The 20,028-nt window shown below is 65.4% G+C and carries 11 protein-coding genes; 8 read left to right on the plus strand and 3 right to left on the minus strand.

Going from position 1 to position 20,028, the window contains the following annotated elements:
• Nucleotides 1-134 precede the first annotated feature (134 nt).
• From ACFO4E_RS19895 to ACFO4E_RS19905, 3 genes are all read left to right on the plus strand, one after another.
• Nucleotides 135-1,397, plus strand: a complete 1,263-nt coding sequence (locus tag ACFO4E_RS19895; protein WP_378576979.1) for an ABC transporter substrate-binding protein — start codon at nucleotides 135-137, stop codon at nucleotides 1,395-1,397.
• Nucleotides 1,398-1,486: 89 nt separating this feature from the next.
• Nucleotides 1,487-2,422 (plus strand): carbohydrate ABC transporter permease, encoded by a 936-nt coding sequence (locus ACFO4E_RS19900; RefSeq protein WP_378576980.1) that lies wholly within the window; start codon nucleotides 1,487-1,489, stop codon nucleotides 2,420-2,422.
• Nucleotides 2,419-3,342: a carbohydrate ABC transporter permease gene (locus ACFO4E_RS19905; RefSeq protein ID WP_378576982.1), complete on the plus strand. Its 924-nt coding sequence runs from the start codon at nucleotides 2,419-2,421 to the stop codon at nucleotides 3,340-3,342. The genes ACFO4E_RS19900 and ACFO4E_RS19905 overlap by 4 nt, the downstream gene beginning before the upstream one ends.
• Here the strand turns inward: ACFO4E_RS19905 and ACFO4E_RS19910 are convergent.
• Both ACFO4E_RS19910 and ACFO4E_RS19915 read right to left on the minus strand, forming a co-directional pair.
• Entirely contained in the window at nucleotides 3,332-4,168 is an 837-nt protein-coding gene (locus ACFO4E_RS19910) for an alpha/beta fold hydrolase (protein WP_378576984.1), read from the minus strand. The two genes, ACFO4E_RS19905 and ACFO4E_RS19910, sit on opposite strands and share 11 nt — an antisense overlap.
• A gap of 215 nt (nucleotides 4,169-4,383) precedes the next feature.
• Nucleotides 4,384-5,559, minus strand: coding sequence for an L-talarate/galactarate dehydratase (locus tag ACFO4E_RS19915; protein WP_378576986.1), 1,176 nt, complete (start codon nucleotides 5,557-5,559; stop codon nucleotides 4,384-4,386).
• 627 nt (nucleotides 5,560-6,186) lie between these two features.
• On the opposite strand from ACFO4E_RS19915, the gene ACFO4E_RS19920 reads away from it, so the two are divergent.
• Nucleotides 6,187-9,081, plus strand: a complete 2,895-nt coding sequence (locus ACFO4E_RS19920) for an ATP-binding protein (RefSeq protein ID WP_378576988.1) — start codon at nucleotides 6,187-6,189, stop codon at nucleotides 9,079-9,081.
• Between the two features lie 307 nt (nucleotides 9,082-9,388).
• Here the strand turns inward: ACFO4E_RS19920 and ACFO4E_RS19925 are convergent, their stop codons facing one another.
• The gene (locus ACFO4E_RS19925) at nucleotides 9,389-10,591 is read right to left on the minus strand and encodes a serine/threonine-protein kinase (RefSeq protein WP_378576990.1); all 1,203 of its coding nucleotides are present in this window, start codon (nucleotides 10,589-10,591) and stop codon (nucleotides 9,389-9,391) included.
• A gap of 217 nt (nucleotides 10,592-10,808) precedes the next feature.
• On the opposite strand from ACFO4E_RS19925, the gene ACFO4E_RS19930 reads away from it, so the two are divergent.
• The 4 genes from ACFO4E_RS19930 to ACFO4E_RS19945 are packed head-to-tail and all read left to right on the plus strand — an operon-like array spanning nucleotide 10,809 to nucleotide 19,898.
• A complete protein-coding gene (locus ACFO4E_RS19930) occupies nucleotides 10,809-12,449 on the plus strand; it encodes a PD-(D/E)XK nuclease family protein (RefSeq protein WP_378576991.1) in 1,641 nt (546 codons plus the stop codon).
• Nucleotides 12,446-13,351: a pPIWI_RE_Y domain-containing protein gene (locus ACFO4E_RS19935; protein WP_378576993.1), complete on the plus strand. Its 906-nt coding sequence runs from the start codon at nucleotides 12,446-12,448 to the stop codon at nucleotides 13,349-13,351. Before ACFO4E_RS19930 ends, ACFO4E_RS19935 begins: the two co-directional genes overlap by 4 nt.
• A 14-nt stretch (nucleotides 13,352-13,365) precedes the next feature.
• A complete protein-coding gene (locus ACFO4E_RS19940) occupies nucleotides 13,366-17,148 on the plus strand; it encodes a pPIWI_RE_Z domain-containing protein (protein WP_378576994.1) in 3,783 nt (1,260 codons plus the stop codon).
• The gene (locus tag ACFO4E_RS19945; protein WP_378576996.1) at nucleotides 17,145-19,898 is read left to right on the plus strand and encodes a pPIWI_RE module domain-containing protein; all 2,754 of its coding nucleotides are present in this window, start codon (nucleotides 17,145-17,147) and stop codon (nucleotides 19,896-19,898) included. Before ACFO4E_RS19940 ends, ACFO4E_RS19945 begins: the two co-directional genes overlap by 4 nt.
• Nucleotides 19,899-20,028 lie beyond the last annotated feature (130 nt).

Consider the following 20,028-nt stretch of genomic DNA (forward strand, 5'->3'; position numbering starts at 1 on the left):
GGTCCGCCTTGACGAACGCGGCCCGCGCTGAAACCATACTTTTTTCGTAGGAAATAGCGCGGCCGTCCCGCCCCCGGCGGCGGGACGTCCGCGTGCGGGCGGGTGCAGGTCGGCACCGAAGGGGGCGCTGGATCATGTCGGCACGCGGAAGGTCCCCGCTCTCGCGGCGGCGATTCCTCCAGGCGTCGGGGCTCACCGGGGCCGGCCTGCTGGCCGCGGCGTGCGGCTCCGACACGGGCCGCGGCGGTACCGACGGCACCCTCGCCCACTGGTACCACCAGTACGGCGAGGACGGGGTGGAGGAGGCCGTGCGGCGCTACGCCGCCGCCTTCGACGGCGCCGAGATCGACGTCCAGTGGACGCCCGGCAACTACGACACCAAGCTGCTGTCGGCGCTCCAGGGCAGCTCCCCGCCCGACGTCTTCGAATACCAGACAAAGGCCGACCTGGTCCGGGCCGGCCACCTGGAACCCCTCGACGACATCATCGCCGACGTCCGCGACGACTTCTCCGCCGCCTCACTGGCCTCGCACACCTTCGAGGGGTCGGTCTACGGCATCCCGCAGGCGGTCGACACCCAGATCCTCGTCTACCGCAGGAGCCTGCTCGACGACGCCGGGGTGGAGCCGCCCACCACCTTCGACGCGCTCGCCGACGCCGCACGGGAGCTCACCGACGGCGACCGCAAGGGGCTCTTCCTCGGCAACAACGGCGGCACCGACGTCCTGGGCCCGGTGTGGCTGTGGTCGGTCGGCCTCCACTACGTCACCGAGGAGCACCGCGCCGGGTTCGACGACCCCGCGGCGGCCGGCGTCCTCACCCGGCTCCACGACCTCTTCGAGAGCGACGCGCTGCTGCTCGGCGCCCCCACCGACTGGTCCGACCCTTCGGCGCTCCTCCAGGGACTGACCGCCATGCAGTGGACCGGCCTGTGGGCGCTGCCGCAGATCGAGGCGGAGTTCGGCGACGACTACGGGGTCCTGCCCTGGCCCCGGCTCGACGACGGCGGCGCCGACTCCGTGCCGGTCGGGGCGTTCGGCGCCATGGTGTACGCGGGCGGAGCGCAGAAGGACCTCGCCAAGGAGTACGTCCGGTGGCTGTGGATCGGGCAGACCGCCTACCAGGAGGACTTCAACCTCGGATACGGATTCCACATCCCGCCGCGCGCGAACATCGCCGAGGGCGCCGAGCAGCTGTCCGCCGGCCCCGCCGCCGACGTGGTGCGCTACGTCGAAGAGCTCGGCCGCCCCAGCAACCCGCCCGAGTGGACCCCCGCGATGGACAGCACCTACAAGGACGCGCTGTCCAACATCGTGCGCGGCGGGGCCGACGCCGAAACGGAACTGAAGGCGGCGGCGGAGACGGTGCAGGGCGAACTCGATACGCTGTTCGGCTGACACGGGCGGCGGCCGGTCCCGCCGCGCGGGCGGTGCGGCCGGGGCGGAGGCGGGCGCCGGCCGGCCGGCCGCGGGGGAACGAGGGGGACATGGGCGCGCCGACGACGACCCGGCGCCGGCCGGGAGCACTCCTGGACCGGCCCGCCTGGGCGTTCTGGATCCTGGCCGGGCCGTTCGTCATCGGGCTGGCGGTGTTCGGCTACATCCCGATCCTGTGGAGCGTGTACCTGAGCTTCTTCGAGGCGCGCAACACCGTCACGCCGACCGAGTTCGTCGGGCTGCGCAACTACGCCGACATGCTGACCTCGCCGGCGTTCCTCGACAGCCTGCTCACCTTCACCCTGTTCGCGCTGTTCATCGTGCCCACCACCTTCGTGTGCTCGCTGGGCCTGGCGCTGCTGGTGAACCAGGCGCGCTGGGCGCAGCCGCTCCTGCGGTCCGTGTACTTCCTGCCCGCCGCCTGCTCCTACGTCGTCGCCGCGCTGATCTGGAAGCTGTCGATCTTCAACGGAGTGCGGTTCGGGCTGGCCAACACCGTGCTGGGCTGGTTCGGCCTGGACAACGTGGCATGGCTGGCGGTCACCGATCCGCCCTGGTACTGGCTGGTGCTGGTGACCCTGCGGCTGTGGCTCCAGGTGGGCTTCTACATGCTCATCTTCCTGGCCGGGCTCCAGCGGATCCCGGTCACGCTCTACGAGGCGGCGTTCGTCGACGGCGCCCGGCGGGGCTGGACCACGCTGCGCCACATCACCCTGCCGCAGCTGCGCGCCACATCGGCGGCGGTGCTGCTGCTCAACCTGATCGCGGCCTACCAGGCGTTCGACGAGTTCTACAACGTGCTCGGCAACGACGGCGCCTACCCGCCCTACGCCCGTCCCCCGCTGGTGTACCTCTACTACACGGCGCTGGGATCGGGCCAGGACTTCGGCCACGGCAGCGCCGGCGCGGTGATCCTCGCCCTGCTCATCGCGATCGTCACCCTGACACAGGGGCGGCTCCTCGGATTCGGACGGAACCACACGTGAGCGCGACCACCCCCGCCCCCACGGCAGCGGACCGCCCCTCCCCCGCCGGGCGCCCCTCCCCCGGCACAGGCGCCCGGCGGCCGGGCCCCCACCGCACCCGCGCCCTGGTGGCGGCGGTACTGCTCTACACGGTGCTGGTCGCCGTCGCTGCCCTGTTCCTGCTGCCCTACTACCTGATCGCACGCAACGGGCTGTCGACGCCCGAGGAGATCACCTCGCCGGAGTGGACGCTGCTGCCGTCGACGCTGCAATGGGGCAACATCGCCGAGCTGTTCGGCCCCGGATCGCTGATGGCCGTGGGCCTGTGGAACTCGGCGGTGGTCGCCGTGCTGCAGACCGCCGGCCAGCTCCTGGTATGCGCCCCGGCCGGCTACGCCCTGGCGCGCGTCCCCTACCGCTACGCCGACACCGTGTTCTACGCGGTCGTGGTGGTCCTGATGATCCCGGCGGCGGTGACCTTCGTGCCGACCTTCGTCATGGTGTCCTCTCTGGGCTGGGTGAGCAGCCTTCGCGGCCTGGTGGTGCCCATGCTGTTCAGCGGCTTCACCGCGTTCCTGTTCCGCCAGTTCTTCCTGGGCTTCCCGCGCGAACTGGAGGACGCGGCCCGGGTCGACGGCCTGGGCTACTGGGGGACGTTCTGGCGCATCGTGGTGCCCAACTCGCTGCCGTTCTTCGCGGCCATCGCGGTGATCACCTTCATCGGGAGCTGGAACTCATTCCTGTGGCCGCTGGTCATCGCGCAGGACGCGCAGGCGTGGACCGTGCAGGTGGTGCTGTCGACCTACATCACCGCGCAGACGATCGACCTCCAGGAGCTGTTCGCCGCAGCGGCGGTGTCGGTGGCGCCGCTGGTGCTGGTGTTCCTGTTCTTCCAGCGCCACATCGTCCAGGGCGCGACCGAGACCGGCATCAAGGGCTGACCGCACCCGGGACCGCGGGCGGCGCCCCGGTCAGGGGGTGGGCGGCGAGGAAGTCCAGGACGGCGTCGTCGGCCGCGGGACGGGCCTCGTGCGGGTAGCCGTGCCGGGCGCCGGGCAGGATGTGCGCCCGCGCACCCGGGATGCGCGCCGCCAGTATGTGGGCGTTGGCGGCCGGGGTGAGGATGTCGTCGCCGCCGTGCAGGACCAGGGTGGGCGCCTGGATCGCGCCGAGCAGGTCCGCGGCGTCGTGGCCGCTGCTCGCGGCATAGTGCAGCCGCTGGGAGTGGCGCGTGTTGGCGGGCAGGACCGACTCCACGGCGCCGGGGTGGGCGCCGCCCCAGGCGGGGGTGAAGAAGAGGTCGGCGATGGCGGCGCGGCCCTCGGGCGAGGCCGCCCGGCGCAGGGCGCGGGTGGCCTCGGGCGGCCGGGCGGCTTCGAGCGCGCCTCCGGGGCCGGTCGAGCCGAGCACCAACGCGCCGACCCGCTCCGGTGCCACCGCGGCGAGGACCTGGGCGACCCGGCCGCCCATGGAGAAGCCGTAGACGTGGGCGCGGGCGACGCCGAGGGTGTCGAGGACCGCGAGGGCGTCGTGGGCGAACAGGCGGGTGGTGTAGCCGGCGGCACCGTCGGGCGGCTCGGGGGTGTCGCTGCCGCCGGTACCGCGGGTGTCGAGGAGGATGACCCGGTGGTGGCGGGCGAAGGCGGTGTCGACGCCGGCCCACATGCGGTGGTCCAGGGACTGCCCGCTGAGCAGCAGCAGCGGATCGCCGTCGCCGAGGGTGTCGTACCAGATGCGGGTGGTGTCGGCGGTGATCGCATGGCTCACGTCCCCCGACGCTACCCCACCGGCGAGATGGGGCCGGACGCGGCGGGGTACCCGGTCGGAACGGCCCGGCCGTCCCGACCGCCGCTGCCGCCCCGGCAGCGCCCCGGCCGGTACGGTGCCGGAGCGGGACGGTGCGGGAACCGGGATCCGGGCCGAGGCCGGGTCGAGAGCGGGGCCGAGGTCAGGCCGACTCCGGGGCCAGGCCGGGTCCGGACTCAGCCGACGATATTCGCCGTGGCCACGGTCCAGGCGCGGGCCTGCTCACTGATGGTGACGCCGAGGCCGGGCCGGTCGGAGACGTGCATGCGCCCGCCCGAGATCTCCAGGTGCTCGTCGAACAGCGGGTCGAGCCATTCGAAGTGCTCGACCCAGGGCTCGCGCGCGTAGGCCGCGGCCAGATGGACGTGGATCTCCATGGCGAAGTGCGGGGCCAGGCTGAGGCCGGCGTGGTCGGCCAGCCCCATGACCTTGAGAAACGGGGTGATCCCGCCGATGCGCGGAGCATCGGGCTGGACGATGTCGGCGCCGCGCAGCCGGATCAGCTCGGCGTGCTCGGCGACGCTCGTGAGCATCTCGCCCGTTGCGATGGGGGTGTCGAACGTCGCGGCGAGCATCGCGTGGCCCTCGGCGTCGTAGGCGTCGAGGGGCTCCTCGATCCAGACGAGGTCGTAGCCGTCCAGCGCCCGGCACATCCGGCGCGCGGTGGCGCGGTCCCACTGCTGGTTGGCGTCGACCATCAAGGGCACGCCGGCGCCGAGGTGCTCGCGCACCGCCGCGACGCGGGCGAGGTCGGCGGCGCTGTCGGGCTGGCCGACCTTGATCTTGATCCCGCCGATCCCCGCGGCCACGGCGGCGCTCGACTTCTCCAGGACCTCCTCGATCGGGGCGTGCAGGAAGCCCCCGGAGGTGTTGTACGTGCGTACGGAGTCGCGGTGCGCGCCGAGCAGCTTGGCCAGGGGCAGCCCCGCACGCTTGGCCTTGAGGTCCCACAGCGCGATATCGAAGGCGGCGATGGCCTGCACCGACAGCCCGCTGCGCCCGACGGAGGCCCCGGCCCACACGAGCTTGTCCCAGATCTTGGCGATGTCGCTGGGGTCCTCGCCGATCAGGACCGGTGCGATCTCCTTGGCGTGCGCGAACTGGCCGGGCCCGCCGGCGCGCTTGGAGTAGCCGAACCCGACGCCCTCGTGGCCGGATTCCGTGGTGATCTCGGCGAAGAGCATCGCGACCTCGGTCATCGGCCGCTGCCGCCCCGTGAGGACCTTGGCGTCGCTGATGGGCACGGCGAGCGGCAGGATGACCGAGGAGATCCGGACGGAGGCGATCCGGTCGAGAGTGGCCGGACCGGCGGCTGCAACAGGGGACGCGGCGGAGGTGCTGTCGGTACTCATCGTGGATCTGCTCCTGGTCGGACGGGCGTGGCACGCACGGCGGGCGGGTCGACGGCGATCGTTCCCCTCCGGCCGGGCCCACCCGCCGTGAGACCACCACCGGGACATCCGCACCGAAACCGCAGTGAAACCTGTGAGGAACCTAATCCGGCACGACGATGCAGGTCAATGCCCCATTGGGCATCCATCTATACCCTTTGGGCATCACCCCTGGCGGTCGCTGTTACTCCGTGCAACAGCAAGAAAGCGTGTTCCGAAATTCGGTCGACACCCTCAAACGGGAGTCCCCACAGCCACCCAGTCGACGACAGCCTCTGAGACCGCACCATCTGCCACCACAGATCGCTACACGAAGGTGACCTCACACGATTCCATGCCACAGGACAATGCGACTTCCGACCAGTCGTTCCAACAACATCAAGATTGTCAGCCAACACCACTATTCTCATGAAGCGTGACAGCACAGCGAAGCGGCCACAGAAGCGGGCAACATCCCACCCTGCCCACGAAGACCCGAGCAGAACGATTCGGCCCGCGCCGGACTCCACCTTCACCCTAAATCCGACCGAACGAGCACAAAACACTCATTCATCATTTAATTCATAATCCCGATACTAGGTCCAATTAATGACGAACAACCCCACCGCCCCTCAAATCCTAACCACGACATTCCCAAGAGAGGACAGCGGTCGATCAACCCTAGATCGTTATTATTGGCAGGCATGGGCAACGACCTACCGGAGCTTTGAGCTCCTCGGTGCATATCTAAAAAATCCACAGAAAGACACTCCAACACAGGAATGGTCACTCATCTGCGAATGGCACGAGGATTTTGTCACCATACAAGGCGATCAGGTCGATATTTATTCGGTAAAACACAGGGATATCACCGGAGAAAAATGGCACTTCAAAGACTTTCTGACCAAAGGCGGAATACTTCATTTATTCGCGACGTGGCTTCTCCTTGAGAGAACTTGTCACTGCGTCGTGTACACCAATTCCGAAATGCTTGGACAAAGCGTCAAACAACTAAGACAAGCGACGGAGTTCTTTGGAACCAAACCGGCATCCAACGTCTCCCAGGAGAAATCTGCGATGAAGGTTGTCACGGACATCGCAAAATTGACGCTCGAAGAACACAGGAACCGTGGTGATTTCCGGCTGCCCGACGACCTACTCATCCGGATCGAGGCCGATGGTGCTCTGACGATCCTTGAGGACATAATCCGGGACTTCCTGAGCTCATTGCGCCTGGTCACAGATCTACCCGAGCGCCGGAGCACCCACGTCATGACGCCAAGCAGTCCCGTACGCGTCTGCCTGGATGCCCTGGGGCTTCCATGCCTCCTCACCGAGACGGCATGGGCCACGGTGGAGTCCATGGTCCGCCAGCGCATGAGAGGCGTGAGGAATATCGCCTGGCTGTCCGGAAGCCACGAAGGCTACCGAGTTCTCCGCTCCCCTGATTGGCTCAGCAGCTCAGAGTTCGAACAATTGGCCAGGACCCTTACTCCACGCCAGATGATCGAGGCCTTGAGAAGGTGCGATAAAACAGGCATAGAAGTAATTCGACCCAAAATACCAAATTCATCCCGAAACCGTCTTCCCGCCAACGAGAGTCCTTATGTGAAGAGTGAACAACACCCTCACATCGATCTCGAGCGACTTCACAATAACGTGCTCATCACCGGCAGCCCTGGAGTCGGAAAAACATGTTTGGCGATCGAATACGCATACGCAGGCACAAAGGCCTTCCCCGACGGACAGTTGATGGTCGATATGCAGGGGTTCGCTCCCGGAAACCCCATGTCCACCGACGATGCCGTGACGAGGCTTCTGGATCAGCTCGGTGAAAATCAGGATACGTCTGGCGAAACCAAAGAGGCCCGCCGGTTCCGCTATCTTGACATCGTCGAGAGCGGTAGATTCGTCATCGTCCTGGACAACGTTCCTGACAGTGACTCCGTCCTCCCCCTCATCCCCCGAGGCGAAGGCACGGCCACCATAATCACGAGCCGCCGACCCCTGAGTACGCTCTTGAGACGGAGAGGAGTCACCCACATCCAATTGAACCCGCTCTCTGAGGCCGAGGCGCGTGAACTCCTTACGGCGCATCTCGGTGCAAATCGTCTCGCAGCCTTCCCTGATGCGACGGACGCCCTCCTGCGCGTGTGCGACGGGATGCCTCTCGCGATCACGATCCTGGCCGCCCAGATACGCCGGTCCCCCGATGATCCGCTTTCTTCGTTCGTCTCCGATCTAGCGGATGCCGAGGGAAGACTCGACCTCCTCGATCTCGACGAACCCTATTCCAGTGTCAGGACCGTCTTCTCCTGGACGTACGAAAAGCTCACACCCGAACTCCAGGAAGCCTTCGTACTTTTCGGCGCCGCTCCTGTCCGGTATCTCGAAAGCAGCGCGGCCGGGGCTCTGCTCGGGACGGACACCGCAGGTAGACGACTACGCCGCCTGCATGACGCTCACCTACTGCGAAAGCGTGCAGACGGACGATTCCAGATGCATGACCTGTTCCGCGACTTTGCAACATCAATCTGCAATCACACGGAAAACCTCCGTTGCGCCAGCGACAAGGGCAACGAAAGACTGATTCGGCACTATGCCAAGCTGGCGAGAGAAGCATCCGGTACAAGACGATGGTCCGGTCCCGATGTCGACACGCTCTTGGAGACCGTCACCCACGCCACCACCAGAGGACAGGTCGATGAAGCTCGCGACATCGCGGACGCGCTCACCGAGCACCTATGGTGGCAGGGCCGGTCGATCGACTGTGCCGACATGCTCAAGCGGGTCGTCCATGCCCGTCCGCCATCCCCGAACCCCGGCATACAGGCCCACTTGCTACGGCAGCTGGCCATCACCTTACGTCGGATAGGCTTCCATGAAGCGTCAGCGGAGTACGCCGAACAGGCGCTGGCGGTTTTGGTGCCGGAACCGGACCTGCGTTCCGCCATCGAAAGCCATTACGTTCTCGCCGTAACGCACTCCTACGCCAACAGGCATGAACTTGCCGTCCCAGCGTATCGCAAGGCACTCCAGGGTTTCCGGAAGATCGGCGACCGGAGCAGCGTGGGCGATGCCCTTAACGGTCTGGGATGGAGTCTCGCTGAGATCGGCGATACCTCAACGGGACTCCGTTACTGCCACCAGGCACGGGAGATCCATCGTGCCCATCAAGACGAGAACAACGAGGCGGCCGACCTCGACAGCATCGCGTGTATCCACCACAGGATCGGTAACCACCCGACAGCCATCGAGTACTTCGAACTCTGTCTCGACACATATCGCCGCATAGGCCACCGCCCGAATGAGGCTCGCACACTGGCCAGCATGGGCGACACCTGTATGGCCGCCGGCGATGCAGATGGCGCCCGCGCGTCATGGGTCGACGCCATCGCCATTCTGGACGAGATCGAACCTGCAAGCGCGGACAGGATCCGGAAAAAGATGACCGGCCTTCCCTTCGAGGTCGGTACGCACCCGGACGGATCCGACACCTTCTAGCCACGACCAAAAAAATGTCGCGCGGGTATGAAAGAATGGCGTATGTTCGTCATCGGCACCTGGATGTCCGGACTCCACCGCCGATGACATTCGTGTTGGACCCAAATGAAAATGAAAGCGAGAAGATGCCCGAGCGTCGTCCCACCAACCCGAAGAAGCCTCCGAAGACCACCTGATCCAGGCGGGTGGACGATCGTCCACCCGCCTTTCATGCCCGATGCATGACTCACCTGACGGACCGCAGGATGCCATCAGATCCTCTTCGCCCGCTCCACGGACGATACGGCTCACGGCCTCGGCTGTGACCTCAGGAATCCTCCACGCTCCGGCGCATCCTGTCGTACGCGACAGACACCTTGAGTGCTGTCCTGTTCCCATCGCCCAAGTGTTCTCTGGCCTCGCGGACAAGACGCTCGGCGCCGGCGAGCGCCTCCGTCCTACGGCCGGCCTCCCACAGCGCCTCAACTTCCCGCAGCCTCGCGACAGCAGAGGCATTGGTGAGTTCCGGCTCCGCAATGGTGATCGGCGGAACCCTGGATGCCCCTACCCTGCCGTCAACGCGGGGGACCGGACGCCACGGATCCACGAACGGCCGAGTGAGGTCGAACGCCTCCCGCCCCTTGAACCCCTGACCCCGGACCGGGAGGAGATCTCTCAGCCGGTCGTACACCTCCCAGACATCGCGAGGGCGTTCTGCGGGTTTCTTGAGCAGCATCTGATCCACCAGATCACCGAGTTTCCGCGGAACCACTGGATTCCTCACTCGGAGCGGTTCGGGGATCTCTGTCAGATGCGCCGCGGTCACCTGATCAGTCGTCCCCGTGAATACGGCGCCGCCCAAGGCTTCATACATCACACAGCCCAACGCGTAGAGATCGGATGTCTCCTCCCCCTGGCTGGCCTTGGTACGGACCTCTGGAGCCATGTATCCAGTGGTGCCCGGGCTGCCCTGGGAACTCTTCGTCATCCTGGTCGCGTCAGGGTCGGTCAGAATCGCGATGCCGAAGTCGAGCACCTTCACGAGGCCTGCGTGATCGACCATGAGGTTGCCGGGCTTGAGATCCCGGTGGATAAGCCTTTCGGCGTGAGCGACAGCAAGAACGGAGCAGATCTGCGCCGCCAGGCAGGCCGTCTCCTCCACTGCAAGAGAGTGATGCTCATCTAAGAGTTCCGCGAGGGTCTTCCCTTCGATGTACTGCATCACTATATAACGACGGCCCAGCGCCTTATCAGGCTGCTCCACGCACCAGTCGAAGACCGCGGGAATCCCGGCATGGTCGAGCCGGGACATGATCCGCGCCTCCCTCATAAATCTTTGTTCTATGTCCTCATAACTCCACCCCCCGCTCTGGGACTTTCTGAGGAACTTCTCCTCCTCGACAAGGAACTTCACCGCGACATTCCGGCCGAATACTTCATCCCTCGCCTGCCAGACCTCGGCCATACCGCCCAGCCCGATCTCACGCACGAGCGTGTACCGCCGGCTGGCCGTCCGGTCTCCGATCTCCACGACATCCTCCGTCCGTGGCCGACACACCTTCGACGACCGCAGACTAGGGCAAGCCGAGGGAATCGCGAAATCATTTCCGAACTTGGATCCAGCGTGCCATAATCCCCCAACGGGAGGAACCTTGCCCAACACGCCGAAAGTTACAGGCGATGACGATATGTCCATAAGAGTCTTCAGTGGGTCAGCAAGCGCCATGAAGGGTAGTTGCCCTACACATGTGCGCGTCAAGTCAGATTATTCCATAAAACGGACAGAGAGCAGAAAATACCCCTCTCTTGCCGACATGCCCTTCGGTCCGCTCACCGCGGTTCTCGACCTCGTCGAGCACCGACGCTGGTCTGTCGAGAATGCGTGCGCCCACCTGCCTGCTCCCGGCGACGGGCCCAAGCCCATCCTGGGGGAGTTCGTGCGTCCCTTGCACGAAGGTCTACTGACCTGGACCCTGCACGCGGCACGGGCGTATCTGGCTGCCCTGGATGAGGATCAGCGCAAGGACGGCCGACAGAGAACCCCGGTCTTCGACCCCTGGGTGCGCCAGTATCTTCCTGGGGACGCTCCAGGCCTCATTCGGCCATACGAGGTCTGTGCCTGGGGCCGCAGGTACACCTTCTCCGACGGCGACGAGACGATTCGAGAGCTGCGTATCCCGGTCCTGGGATCCCTCGAGAGGCGTCGACGTGACCGGGCCAAGACCGCCGTCGAGGCCTTCGTTCTCGCCACCGGAACGAACGTCGACCGCGATGTGCTCGACGCCAACCCGCGTCCGTACCGGGGCGGAGTCCCATTTCCGATGCGCCGCACCGACGCGGCCCCCACCATGGTGGACCGCCCTCCTCAGCGGGTTCGAATCGTCGAGGTCTCCTGCCTTGATTCCTCGGTCTCGGCCCCGCTCTTCGAGGGGGGTGTCGCTGAAGCCGAGGAATACTACGCCGCCGAGGGAAGGAGCGCTTTGCGCGCGGCTGTCCGGGGGGATGCCCTCGTACCCGGCTCCGACTGTCTCTCATGCAAGATGATCCGGGAATGTGAGCGACTACCGCACGCCGATGGATTGTTCCTTAGTCCGAGCCGGTCGCGACCGCGGAGATCCTGGTCGGTCACCTCCGGACGGTACTTCAGGGACTGCCCGGCCAAGGCGCACTTCCGGGACCTGCGACTTCCCACCGAGAACAGCGTTGAAAACCCCGTTGCCGTCCGACAGGGACGTGCCGTCCACGCCTGGCTGGAACGACTGCACGCACGTAGCCCTCATCGGCCATGTACCGTCGGCGACCTCCCGAAGGATCCTGACGCGTGGTCCGCCGGCGACTGGGATCTCGAAGGAGAAGAAGCCCGGCAGGCGACGGCAATGCTCGCGGGCCACATCGAGGTCTGCCCCTTCCGAGACGTCTCCCCCACGACACGCGCCCGTGTGGAACAGATCCTGACGGCTCACGATCGGGAAGCCGACGTCCTCGCGCTGGCCAAGGCCGACCTGCTTTACCAACGCGACGGTTCATGGGTCTACCGCGAGCTCAAGACCAGCTCGACCGGTTCCGCAGGCAGTGGTCGCTGGCTGCTGGCCAACCATCCTCAGTTGGCCTTGGCCGTCCTGTTCTTCTCCCACAAGGTGATCCCCTTGGGTGAGGGATCCGCGGTGGAGCTCGAAACCCTTACCCCGAACGGGCCGGACCTCAGAGTCATCGACCCTCACTCTGCATCGGACAAGGCCAGAGCCCGCGAGGTGATCCACGATCTCTCAGCCCGCTGGCACGAGGACGACATGTTCACACCCACACCGGGGAAGAAGGTCTGCGGTCGCTGCTCCTATCGCCGTTGGTGTCCCTCGGCCGACCTGAGCCAGGAAACCAGGGACCAGTGACCGGGCCTTCCACTCACGACCAGACGCCTACGACTCTGGACGACCTCGTCGGTGGCGTCTACAACGAACAGGCGGCCTTGGGTGTGCTCCGCATGGTCGCCCAGGCCGTGGTCGAACTCGCGGATCGTCCACGGAACAAACCCTTCGCCCCGCCGTACTCGCCAGTCGCCCAATGGGCCCTGGACCGAATCTGCCTCTTGGGGGCCTACCGATATCCCAACACCGACTTCCGTGCCATATCGGGGCCGCGCTATCCCCGTGGCCTTACCGAGCTTCTGGCGTGGTGCCGGGACCGGCCTGTCAGCGAGTGGAACTTCCTCGAACTCCCCGAGGCGTTCGAGGAGATCACCGACCGTCTCTTGGAGGCCGATCCCCTGCGTCCCTCCCGCCTCTGTCTGCGACTCGCTCTCGGAGTTGACCCCAACACCCCCCATTGGGAGCTGGAGAAGCAGGTCATGGGTGAGGTCCTCCGGCTCTATCAGGAGTCCGGCCGCGAAGGAGGTTTCGCGGAATTCCGGCGCAGCATCGTCGAAGCCCCGGTCCTGACAGAGCGGGAGTTCGCCCTGCAGAGGATGCATTCCATCGGAGGAATCCATGCCCAGGACCTTCCCCTGAACCGTATCTACAACCCAGCCCACGACAAGTACTTCAATCCCGCCGGCGAGGCCGGTGTCTGCAGATACTGCGGCCTTCTCCTGGTTTCTCGAGATAGGTCATGGGTATGCGAGATCACCTCTTGTCCGAGCCGGGAGCAGCTCGAGGTCGGGGCGGTACTACGGCGGGATGGTGGTGATCTGCACCACGTCGTGCGTCCCATTCGAGAATTCGTCGTGGCGCCCGCGCGAATCAGCGCATACGAACGCGAATACCCTCGCGTCCCTTCCCCCGACCGCGAACTCTGACGACGAAGGAAACGATGCGCGACCTGCGTGCCCACCTCGACGAAGCCATAAGTACCCTGCAAGATCCTGAGGCCGCCGAGTTCAGAGAACTCCTAGGACAGGCTCCCCCTGGCCGACTGGACTACACCATTGAACTCGGACTTCGGGTACTGGAGAGAGTGGAGGCTCTGGCCGGGCCGGAGCTCGCGCTGCGCCCCATCGACGGGTGGACTCTTTTCGGGGGCTACCCCTTCGCCCGCGCCGCCGGAAGGCTCCCCGAAGACGGCGCGGGCGAATGCGAGCGTCTTCTGCGCACCGCCCGCCACCATCTCGAACCCATGCATCGACGGGAGATCTGGTCTTCCGGGCTCCTGAGCTACCTTCGACTCCCCGAGCGCATACGCGGATACGACCTGAGTCTCAAAGAGTCGGCGAAGTGGCGCTTTCCTTCACTCGCCGGGAACCGGCGCGATGTCTATGACACCCTTCTGTTCTCGCCCCCTCCATTCCGTAAGAACCCTCTGAAACTGGCGGGGCCCGGTCAACACCGGTTCCGCGGCCCTAGAATCGGAACAGAGAACGTCACACTCCCCGACGACATACCGCGTATCGAGGTGACGGGGTTCGACCTGGAGGCAGCACCTTCCAGAACATCGTTTTCCGAGCCGGTGGAGTTCCTGGAGAACACCGCGCGCAGGATGGCCGAACTCGATGTCCGGGAAAAGGCCGATGGCAGACGGGGACACGATGACTGGGAGAGCCGCTTCCAGCGCATGGACCTCTTCACCCTGAACGACTCGGACGATCGTTTCGAGCAGGCCGAGGACCTGGTCGTCGACGGGCTACTACACCTGATCGGTGTCCCCGGGGTGGGGAAGAGTACGCTTCGCGACATCGTGACCGCACATGCGGTGGTGGAGCTGGGATGGCACGTCACCCTGGTCGTCGGCGACGTCTCGGAGTGTCTTCGCGTGGTCGAACGCTTCAACAGAATGGGGCGGGCGGCCCGAAAGAGAGCAGTGGACGGCGATACCCGGTACGAGAGGTGGTCCCGCCTCCACGCCACTCCGATCATCGGTTCGTCCACGCGCGAGCAGCACACAGCCAGGTTGCATCATCGCGTTAGCCAGATCTACGACACCCCCTTGGCCCACCACGATGAGGCTTTCGGCCATCTGAGCACCGCCTGCCCGTTGAGTGCGCTCCGAGGCGCGGAGGCAGCCGAACCGCTGCGTTTCTCCGAGGCCCCATGCCAGACATTGATCCCACTGAAGGAACCCGATTCCGACAGCGCCCCTGAAGAGCCCGAAGAACTCACGGTCCGGCGCGGCTGCCCCCTCTGGGGATCCTGTCCGCGGCATGAGACGGCTCGAGAACTCCGGGAAGCGACGATCTGGGTGGCCACTCCCGAGTCCCTTGCCGTTTCGTCTCTCCCCCGGCACCAGAACGCCGACCGCATCCGGTACCTGGAGCTGGCCTGTCACAACAGCAACATGATCATCATCGACGAGGCCGACCAGGTCCAAATCCGCTTGGACCGAGTCTTCTCCCCGACCGCGACACTGTACAAGCCGGGAGACGACTCCTGGTTGGACGAACTCGATCGACACAAGGTCGCGGAATTGGCTCGCGAAGGACGTGTTCAGCTCACCGACAGCCAGGTCGACCAGTGGACCGCGGCCCTGGACACCGTCTCCACCACTGCGAACCGCATCTACGCGATGCTCGTCAACAACGACGAGTTGAGGTCGTGGGCACAGGAGGACTTTTTCAGTGTGTGGTCACTCCAACTGGAACTGGTGAGCCGGTGGCCGACCACCAGGTTCTCTGACGACGTCCTGCGTGCGGAGAAGGTGGGCACTAGGCGGGCCAGAACCGCCCAGCTACTGGCGTACCTCGAACCGGATTGTCACGCACATCAAGAGATACGCGACAAGCGGCGCAGCGAGATCCTCGAAATCCTGGATGACTTTCGTGACGACCCGGTCGGCGACACCGACGAAGAACTGCTCGTCAACCCGGAGCCTGCGCCGAAGACCCTCCGGCTTGCCGAGCTCGCGCGTCGTCTCATCACCAACAGCCCCGGTAACCCGCGGGTGGCCAGGGAACTGGAGCAGACTCTGCTATCCCTGACCGGCCTTCGTGACCCGAGGGAGTTCCCCGACGACGAGTGGGAGGATTCCACCGTCCGGGAGAACGTTCTCGCCGAGTTTGACCGGGAACGGCACAGGTTCGAATTCACCCTCCTCTTGGCGGTCTTGCACGACCGACTGAACCTTCTCACCACGCTCTGGCCGCGTGTCGAGACCGCACTCAGGCTTGATGCGTCCACGAATGCGCTATATCACAGTTCCCCCGCCGACTATGCACCCCACATACCAGAATCCCCGATGGGGAACATCCTGGCGTTCCAGTTCGTCGCGGACCAACGAGAGCATTCGACCCCCACCGGCGAGCTGCGTTTCTTTCGTTGTACCGGGGTAGGTAGGGAGCTGCTGCGTGTACTGCCCTCGCTGGGGACTGTTGGCGGAGAGCGGGGCCCGAACGTCATTCTGATGTCGGGCACGAGCTGGGCGGGTGCTTCCACCCGCTACCACGTAGCCGAACAGGTGCGGGCGGTTCTGTCCGCCCGCACCGAGCGAACTCGGACGCCAACCGCGGAAGACGGACCTCGATCGGCGGCCTCCACCACCGATCGATCCTCAGGGCCGAAGGTCACCATGCACCCTGCGTTCGTGTACGGCCGTCCTCCATCCTCTCCCCCGGACGGCCCCGAGCAGCCCCTCCAGCTCTCCGGTGCCCCATTGGATGATCGGCCCGAGATCCTCAGACAGATGGTCCGCGGCCTCACCCGCCCGGATCCGGCGGACGTGGGCCGCCCATCGAAGTTCCGGCAGGAGATCGCCCAGCTCAAGATCCCGCGCAGGCATCTGCTCGTACTCGTCGGCAGCTATATCGACGCGCGGCTGGTCGCTGAGGAGATCCACGAATCCAAGGACTGGCGGGGAAAGGTGTGCGTCCTGGTGTCCGACGACGCCGAAATCCCCCCGGACCATGGTCTCTCCGACCTGGACGACTCCGCATCCGTTCCCGTCCTTCGCCGCGGCGACCTCGCTAGCTTCCGAGACACCGGGCGCGCGATTCTGGTTGCGCCCATGCTCTCCGTGGAACGCGGCCACAACATCCTCAACTGGGACGAGAAGGCGATCTTCGGCTCGGTGTACTTCCTCTCCCGGCCGTTCCCCCAGCCGGGGGACATCGGCGTGCTGGTTCACGCGCTCAACGATCTGACCGTCCGTCGGACGCTGCCCGGAGGCGGCTTCGATGACATGGTCCGGGAGCACGGTTCTCTGGACGAGGCAGGGCTGGCCTGGCGTCTTGAAGCACGGCGGGAGCTGCGCCGGCTGGCCAATCGCCGCCTGTCGTGGCGAGGTCTGTCCGCAGACGACCGGGAATACTTGACCTGGGATCTCCTCGTGGTGCTGTGGCAGGTCATCGGCCGGCTCACCCGGGGTGGGGTGGACGCACGCGTGCACTTCGTCGACGCCGCGTTCGCGCCGAAACTGGCTGCCGGAATCCGGGGGGACACCGCCAGTACCAGTCTCCTGGCGAGCATGCGCGATGTGCTCGCCCCCTACTTCGGGGAGACAGCGCCCGCATCGGGCCGCGATGTACCACAGCACCGACTACCGGTATCCCCCTCCACCAGGTATCTGGCCGAAGCCCTCTACCGGCCGCTTTATACGGCCCTGGTCGATCTGCTACGGCAACCGCCACCCCTCCCCCACCTCGATGCCAATGCACAGAGAGAATCATGAGCTACGACTCCGTCACCCTCACCGCCTACCTGCCATCCGGCGATCAGAGGCTCATCCGTCCCTTCCACATCCTCCCTTTGCCGAAGGATCTCCGCAGCGCTTTCAGCAGGTTCCACTACTCCAGGTTCGCCGACCCCGACAAGCAGCGACCCCAGAGCTTTCCGATTCGGAGGTTGAACAGCGTGCTGGCCGCGACCGCACCGGACGTGATCTCCATCGGCGGTCGGGTAGCCGTCGAGGATGAGGCTCCCTGGTTGTATGCGCACGCTCCAGTTGACCTACGCCTGATCCGTGGCGTCCTCAAGCTCTGGCTGAGGGATATGAAGTCCGTCGGTTCGGCAGATGCCGTCGATCCGGCCCAGATGTTCGACCTCGTCGACTCTGTGCCCCTCACCTGGCGCGAGCAGGATGTGGACCTTCAAGAACAGGTGCCCGGCCCGCGCCCTACAGCAGAGCCTGTGCCCCATCTCTATCGCCTGCTCCCTGATTTCCTGGCCCGAGTCATCAGGTCGGCAGGCCCCTTCACCCCTCCGAACGGCCCCAGACGCTCGTTCGTGCAGTCCCCTGGGAGTTCCCAGCGTGCGGAACTGGTGTCGTGGCCACCGACCACCGCCGAGTCCGGTGCCCGGTTTTCCTATGTGATCACCATCAGCGTCCATACCATCCCCTTCACCCAGCAGTTCCGCGTACACGTGCGAACCAGTGTCCGGAGGTGGATCACAAAGCCCGGCCCCGGCGGAACGCTCTACACCGGTCGCCGATCCGTCTCGGTCCACCTGCTCACCGCCTCTCCCTGGGAGGGCGTTTCCGGTGAGCGCAGCCGCCTGACTGTGAACCGGCTGCGGTACCAGTCGAGCCGAGGAGCACACGCGTGGCGGATCACGGACGGCCCCGATCTGCCGAGCGGGGCCAGCGTCCTCCCTCGTCTCCCCGACGCCCGAGAACTGGTCGGCGCGCCGGGGCAATGGTTGGCCGGCGTCGACGGTGTCGTCGCGGCCATCCCGTACAACACGGGGATGGGCTCTCACGACGTGGGAGCCGGGCTGATGGCCGGAGACCGCGTCCCACTGATGGCCTGGATCGATGACGCCCTCTTGCCGTTCCTGGAACGCGCACCGCAGTGCAGGCAGCTGTCCCTTCCCAATCATCCGTCGAACTTTCCCGTACGCCGTAGTCTCCCCTCCAAGATGAGCAAGGAGGAAAGAGACCGGATCAATGCGGAGAAAGCCAGGGAACGGGCTCGGCAGGAGGCGCTGGAGCGGCGAGAAAGCCTGCGAGAACTGTTGAACGGTGCCCCATTCGTCGCGCGCGTGCACTGGCAGGAGCGGGACACTCGGGATGCCCTGGTGCTCGCTCTGCGCGAGTTGCTGGACCTCCCTCCTCTGGAGACGTCACATGACGTCCTGACTTGGAAGCTCCCTGGTGTAGAGATCTGTCTACAGCTCTGCCCAAGCGGGGTCCTGACCTCCTCCTTGGACATCAGTGCGGGCCCCAAGACGAGTCGACGGGATCTGCAGGAGGCCATCAGCCGTCGCCGCTCCTTGGCGGAGAACAGCATGCTGAAGGGCTCAAAGGCCAGCGCCGGCCTTCCTCTGGTGGCTCTGGTGGAGATCGACGTGGAGTTCAAGGACAGCCGGTCGGACCCTAAGTTCGCCATTCGACTCGGGTGCGCCCAGGCCGGATCCGTGACCCAGTTCATTCAGACCGCTGTTGCTAAGAGGCTCAAGAAAAACCGGGCCCACCGTGCCCGTGCCAGCTGGCTGGACGCGTTCCGACAGCTCGGGGTGACCCGAGTCCCGCGCCATACGTTCACCGACAGTCTCCCCGCAGACCTGCAGTACGTGTCCGTGTGGATGGCCAAGCGACGGTGGGACGGCCCCACCCGCACACCGGCGTGGCGACTGCTGGCCCTACGTGTGCGTCCGGAGGACGGCATTCGAGCAGTCCAAGGGTGGCGCACTGATATACGCCGCTGGGTTACCTACCGCGAATACCAACTATGGCTGGCGTCCAAGGTCGAATCGGCGGAGGCAGCCGCGGACCAATATGGCGAATCCGAGGAGGAGCCACAGAGCGAGGAAGTCTGCACTTCCGACGGACAGATCGCAGGGACCCGCGAGGAGCGACGTCGAAGGACGAACGAACTCCTGCGTCCTCTCATCGCTCAGCTGAAAGAGCGGCCGACCGTGCTGATGGCACACGCTCAGAATCTTCGCGACGGCTGGACCTGGCTACGCAATGGTGACGTGGAACGCGACCGTATCTGGTTGGACGACGGCGAGAGCCCGGTCCCCATCAGTGTCTGGGGCCGGGGTCTGCGCCTTATCCGAACCCGAGACAGCGGTGGGGATGAGACCCCTCAGTGGTACGGAACCGATGGCAAGAACGGACTCCCTGCCGGACTGAGACCTGTCATCGAAGCACCTGACCAGCGGGTTTTCTACAGCAGCACGGATCGTCCACCCACCGCCAGAAATGCCTCCGTAGAGGCGACGAGGGAGGGAAGGCGGAGAAATCGAATGGGGAGTTGGGTGTCCGACACTGACAAGGATGCCAGCAATCCCAATCTGCTGGAGATCGCGGTCCTGGCGTGCCAGTCAGCGGATGAGCCGGACGCACCGCAAGAATGGGCAGCCTGTGCCCACCAGATGCGATATGCCCCCGACCTCCAGGCTCCACTGGCACTTCCCTATCCCCTCCACATGGCCAAGCGAGCGGCTGACTACGTCCTTCCGACCAGTGACGAGTGAGCGTGTTGCCATTCACCATGGCATTTAGTCCCTATTTCACCGACGCAGTCGCCCTGGCGAAGAGGGACTGCTAGGGGCATGCTCACAGGCTGGAGGGATACGGGCCCGTGTGATGCTCGATCTGGTCCGA

Origin of the sequence: Nocardiopsis mangrovi (assembly GCF_042653925.1) — a bacterium.
In the GTDB taxonomy this organism is placed as follows: Bacteria; Actinomycetota; Actinomycetes; order Streptosporangiales; family Streptosporangiaceae; genus Nocardiopsis_B; species Nocardiopsis_B mangrovi.

Excerpts from the sequence above, each read along its gene's own strand:
- ACFO4E_RS19895 (WP_378576979.1), top strand. The coding sequence starts at position 135 with ATGTCGGCACGCGGAAGGTCCCCGCTCTCGCGGCGGCGATTCCTCCAG.
- ACFO4E_RS19900 (WP_378576980.1), top strand. The coding sequence starts at position 1,487 with ATGGGCGCGCCGACGACGACCCGGCGCCGGCCGGGAGCACTCCTGGAC.
- ACFO4E_RS19915 (WP_378576986.1), bottom strand. The coding sequence starts at position 5,559 with ATGAGTACCGACAGCACCTCCGCCGCGTCCCCTGTTGCAGCCGCCGGT.
- ACFO4E_RS19920 (WP_378576988.1), top strand. The coding sequence starts at position 6,187 with ATGACGAACAACCCCACCGCCCCTCAAATCCTAACCACGACATTCCCA.
- ACFO4E_RS19940 (WP_378576994.1), top strand. The coding sequence starts at position 13,366 with ATGCGCGACCTGCGTGCCCACCTCGACGAAGCCATAAGTACCCTGCAA.
- ACFO4E_RS19945 (WP_378576996.1), top strand. The coding sequence starts at position 17,145 with ATGAGCTACGACTCCGTCACCCTCACCGCCTACCTGCCATCCGGCGAT.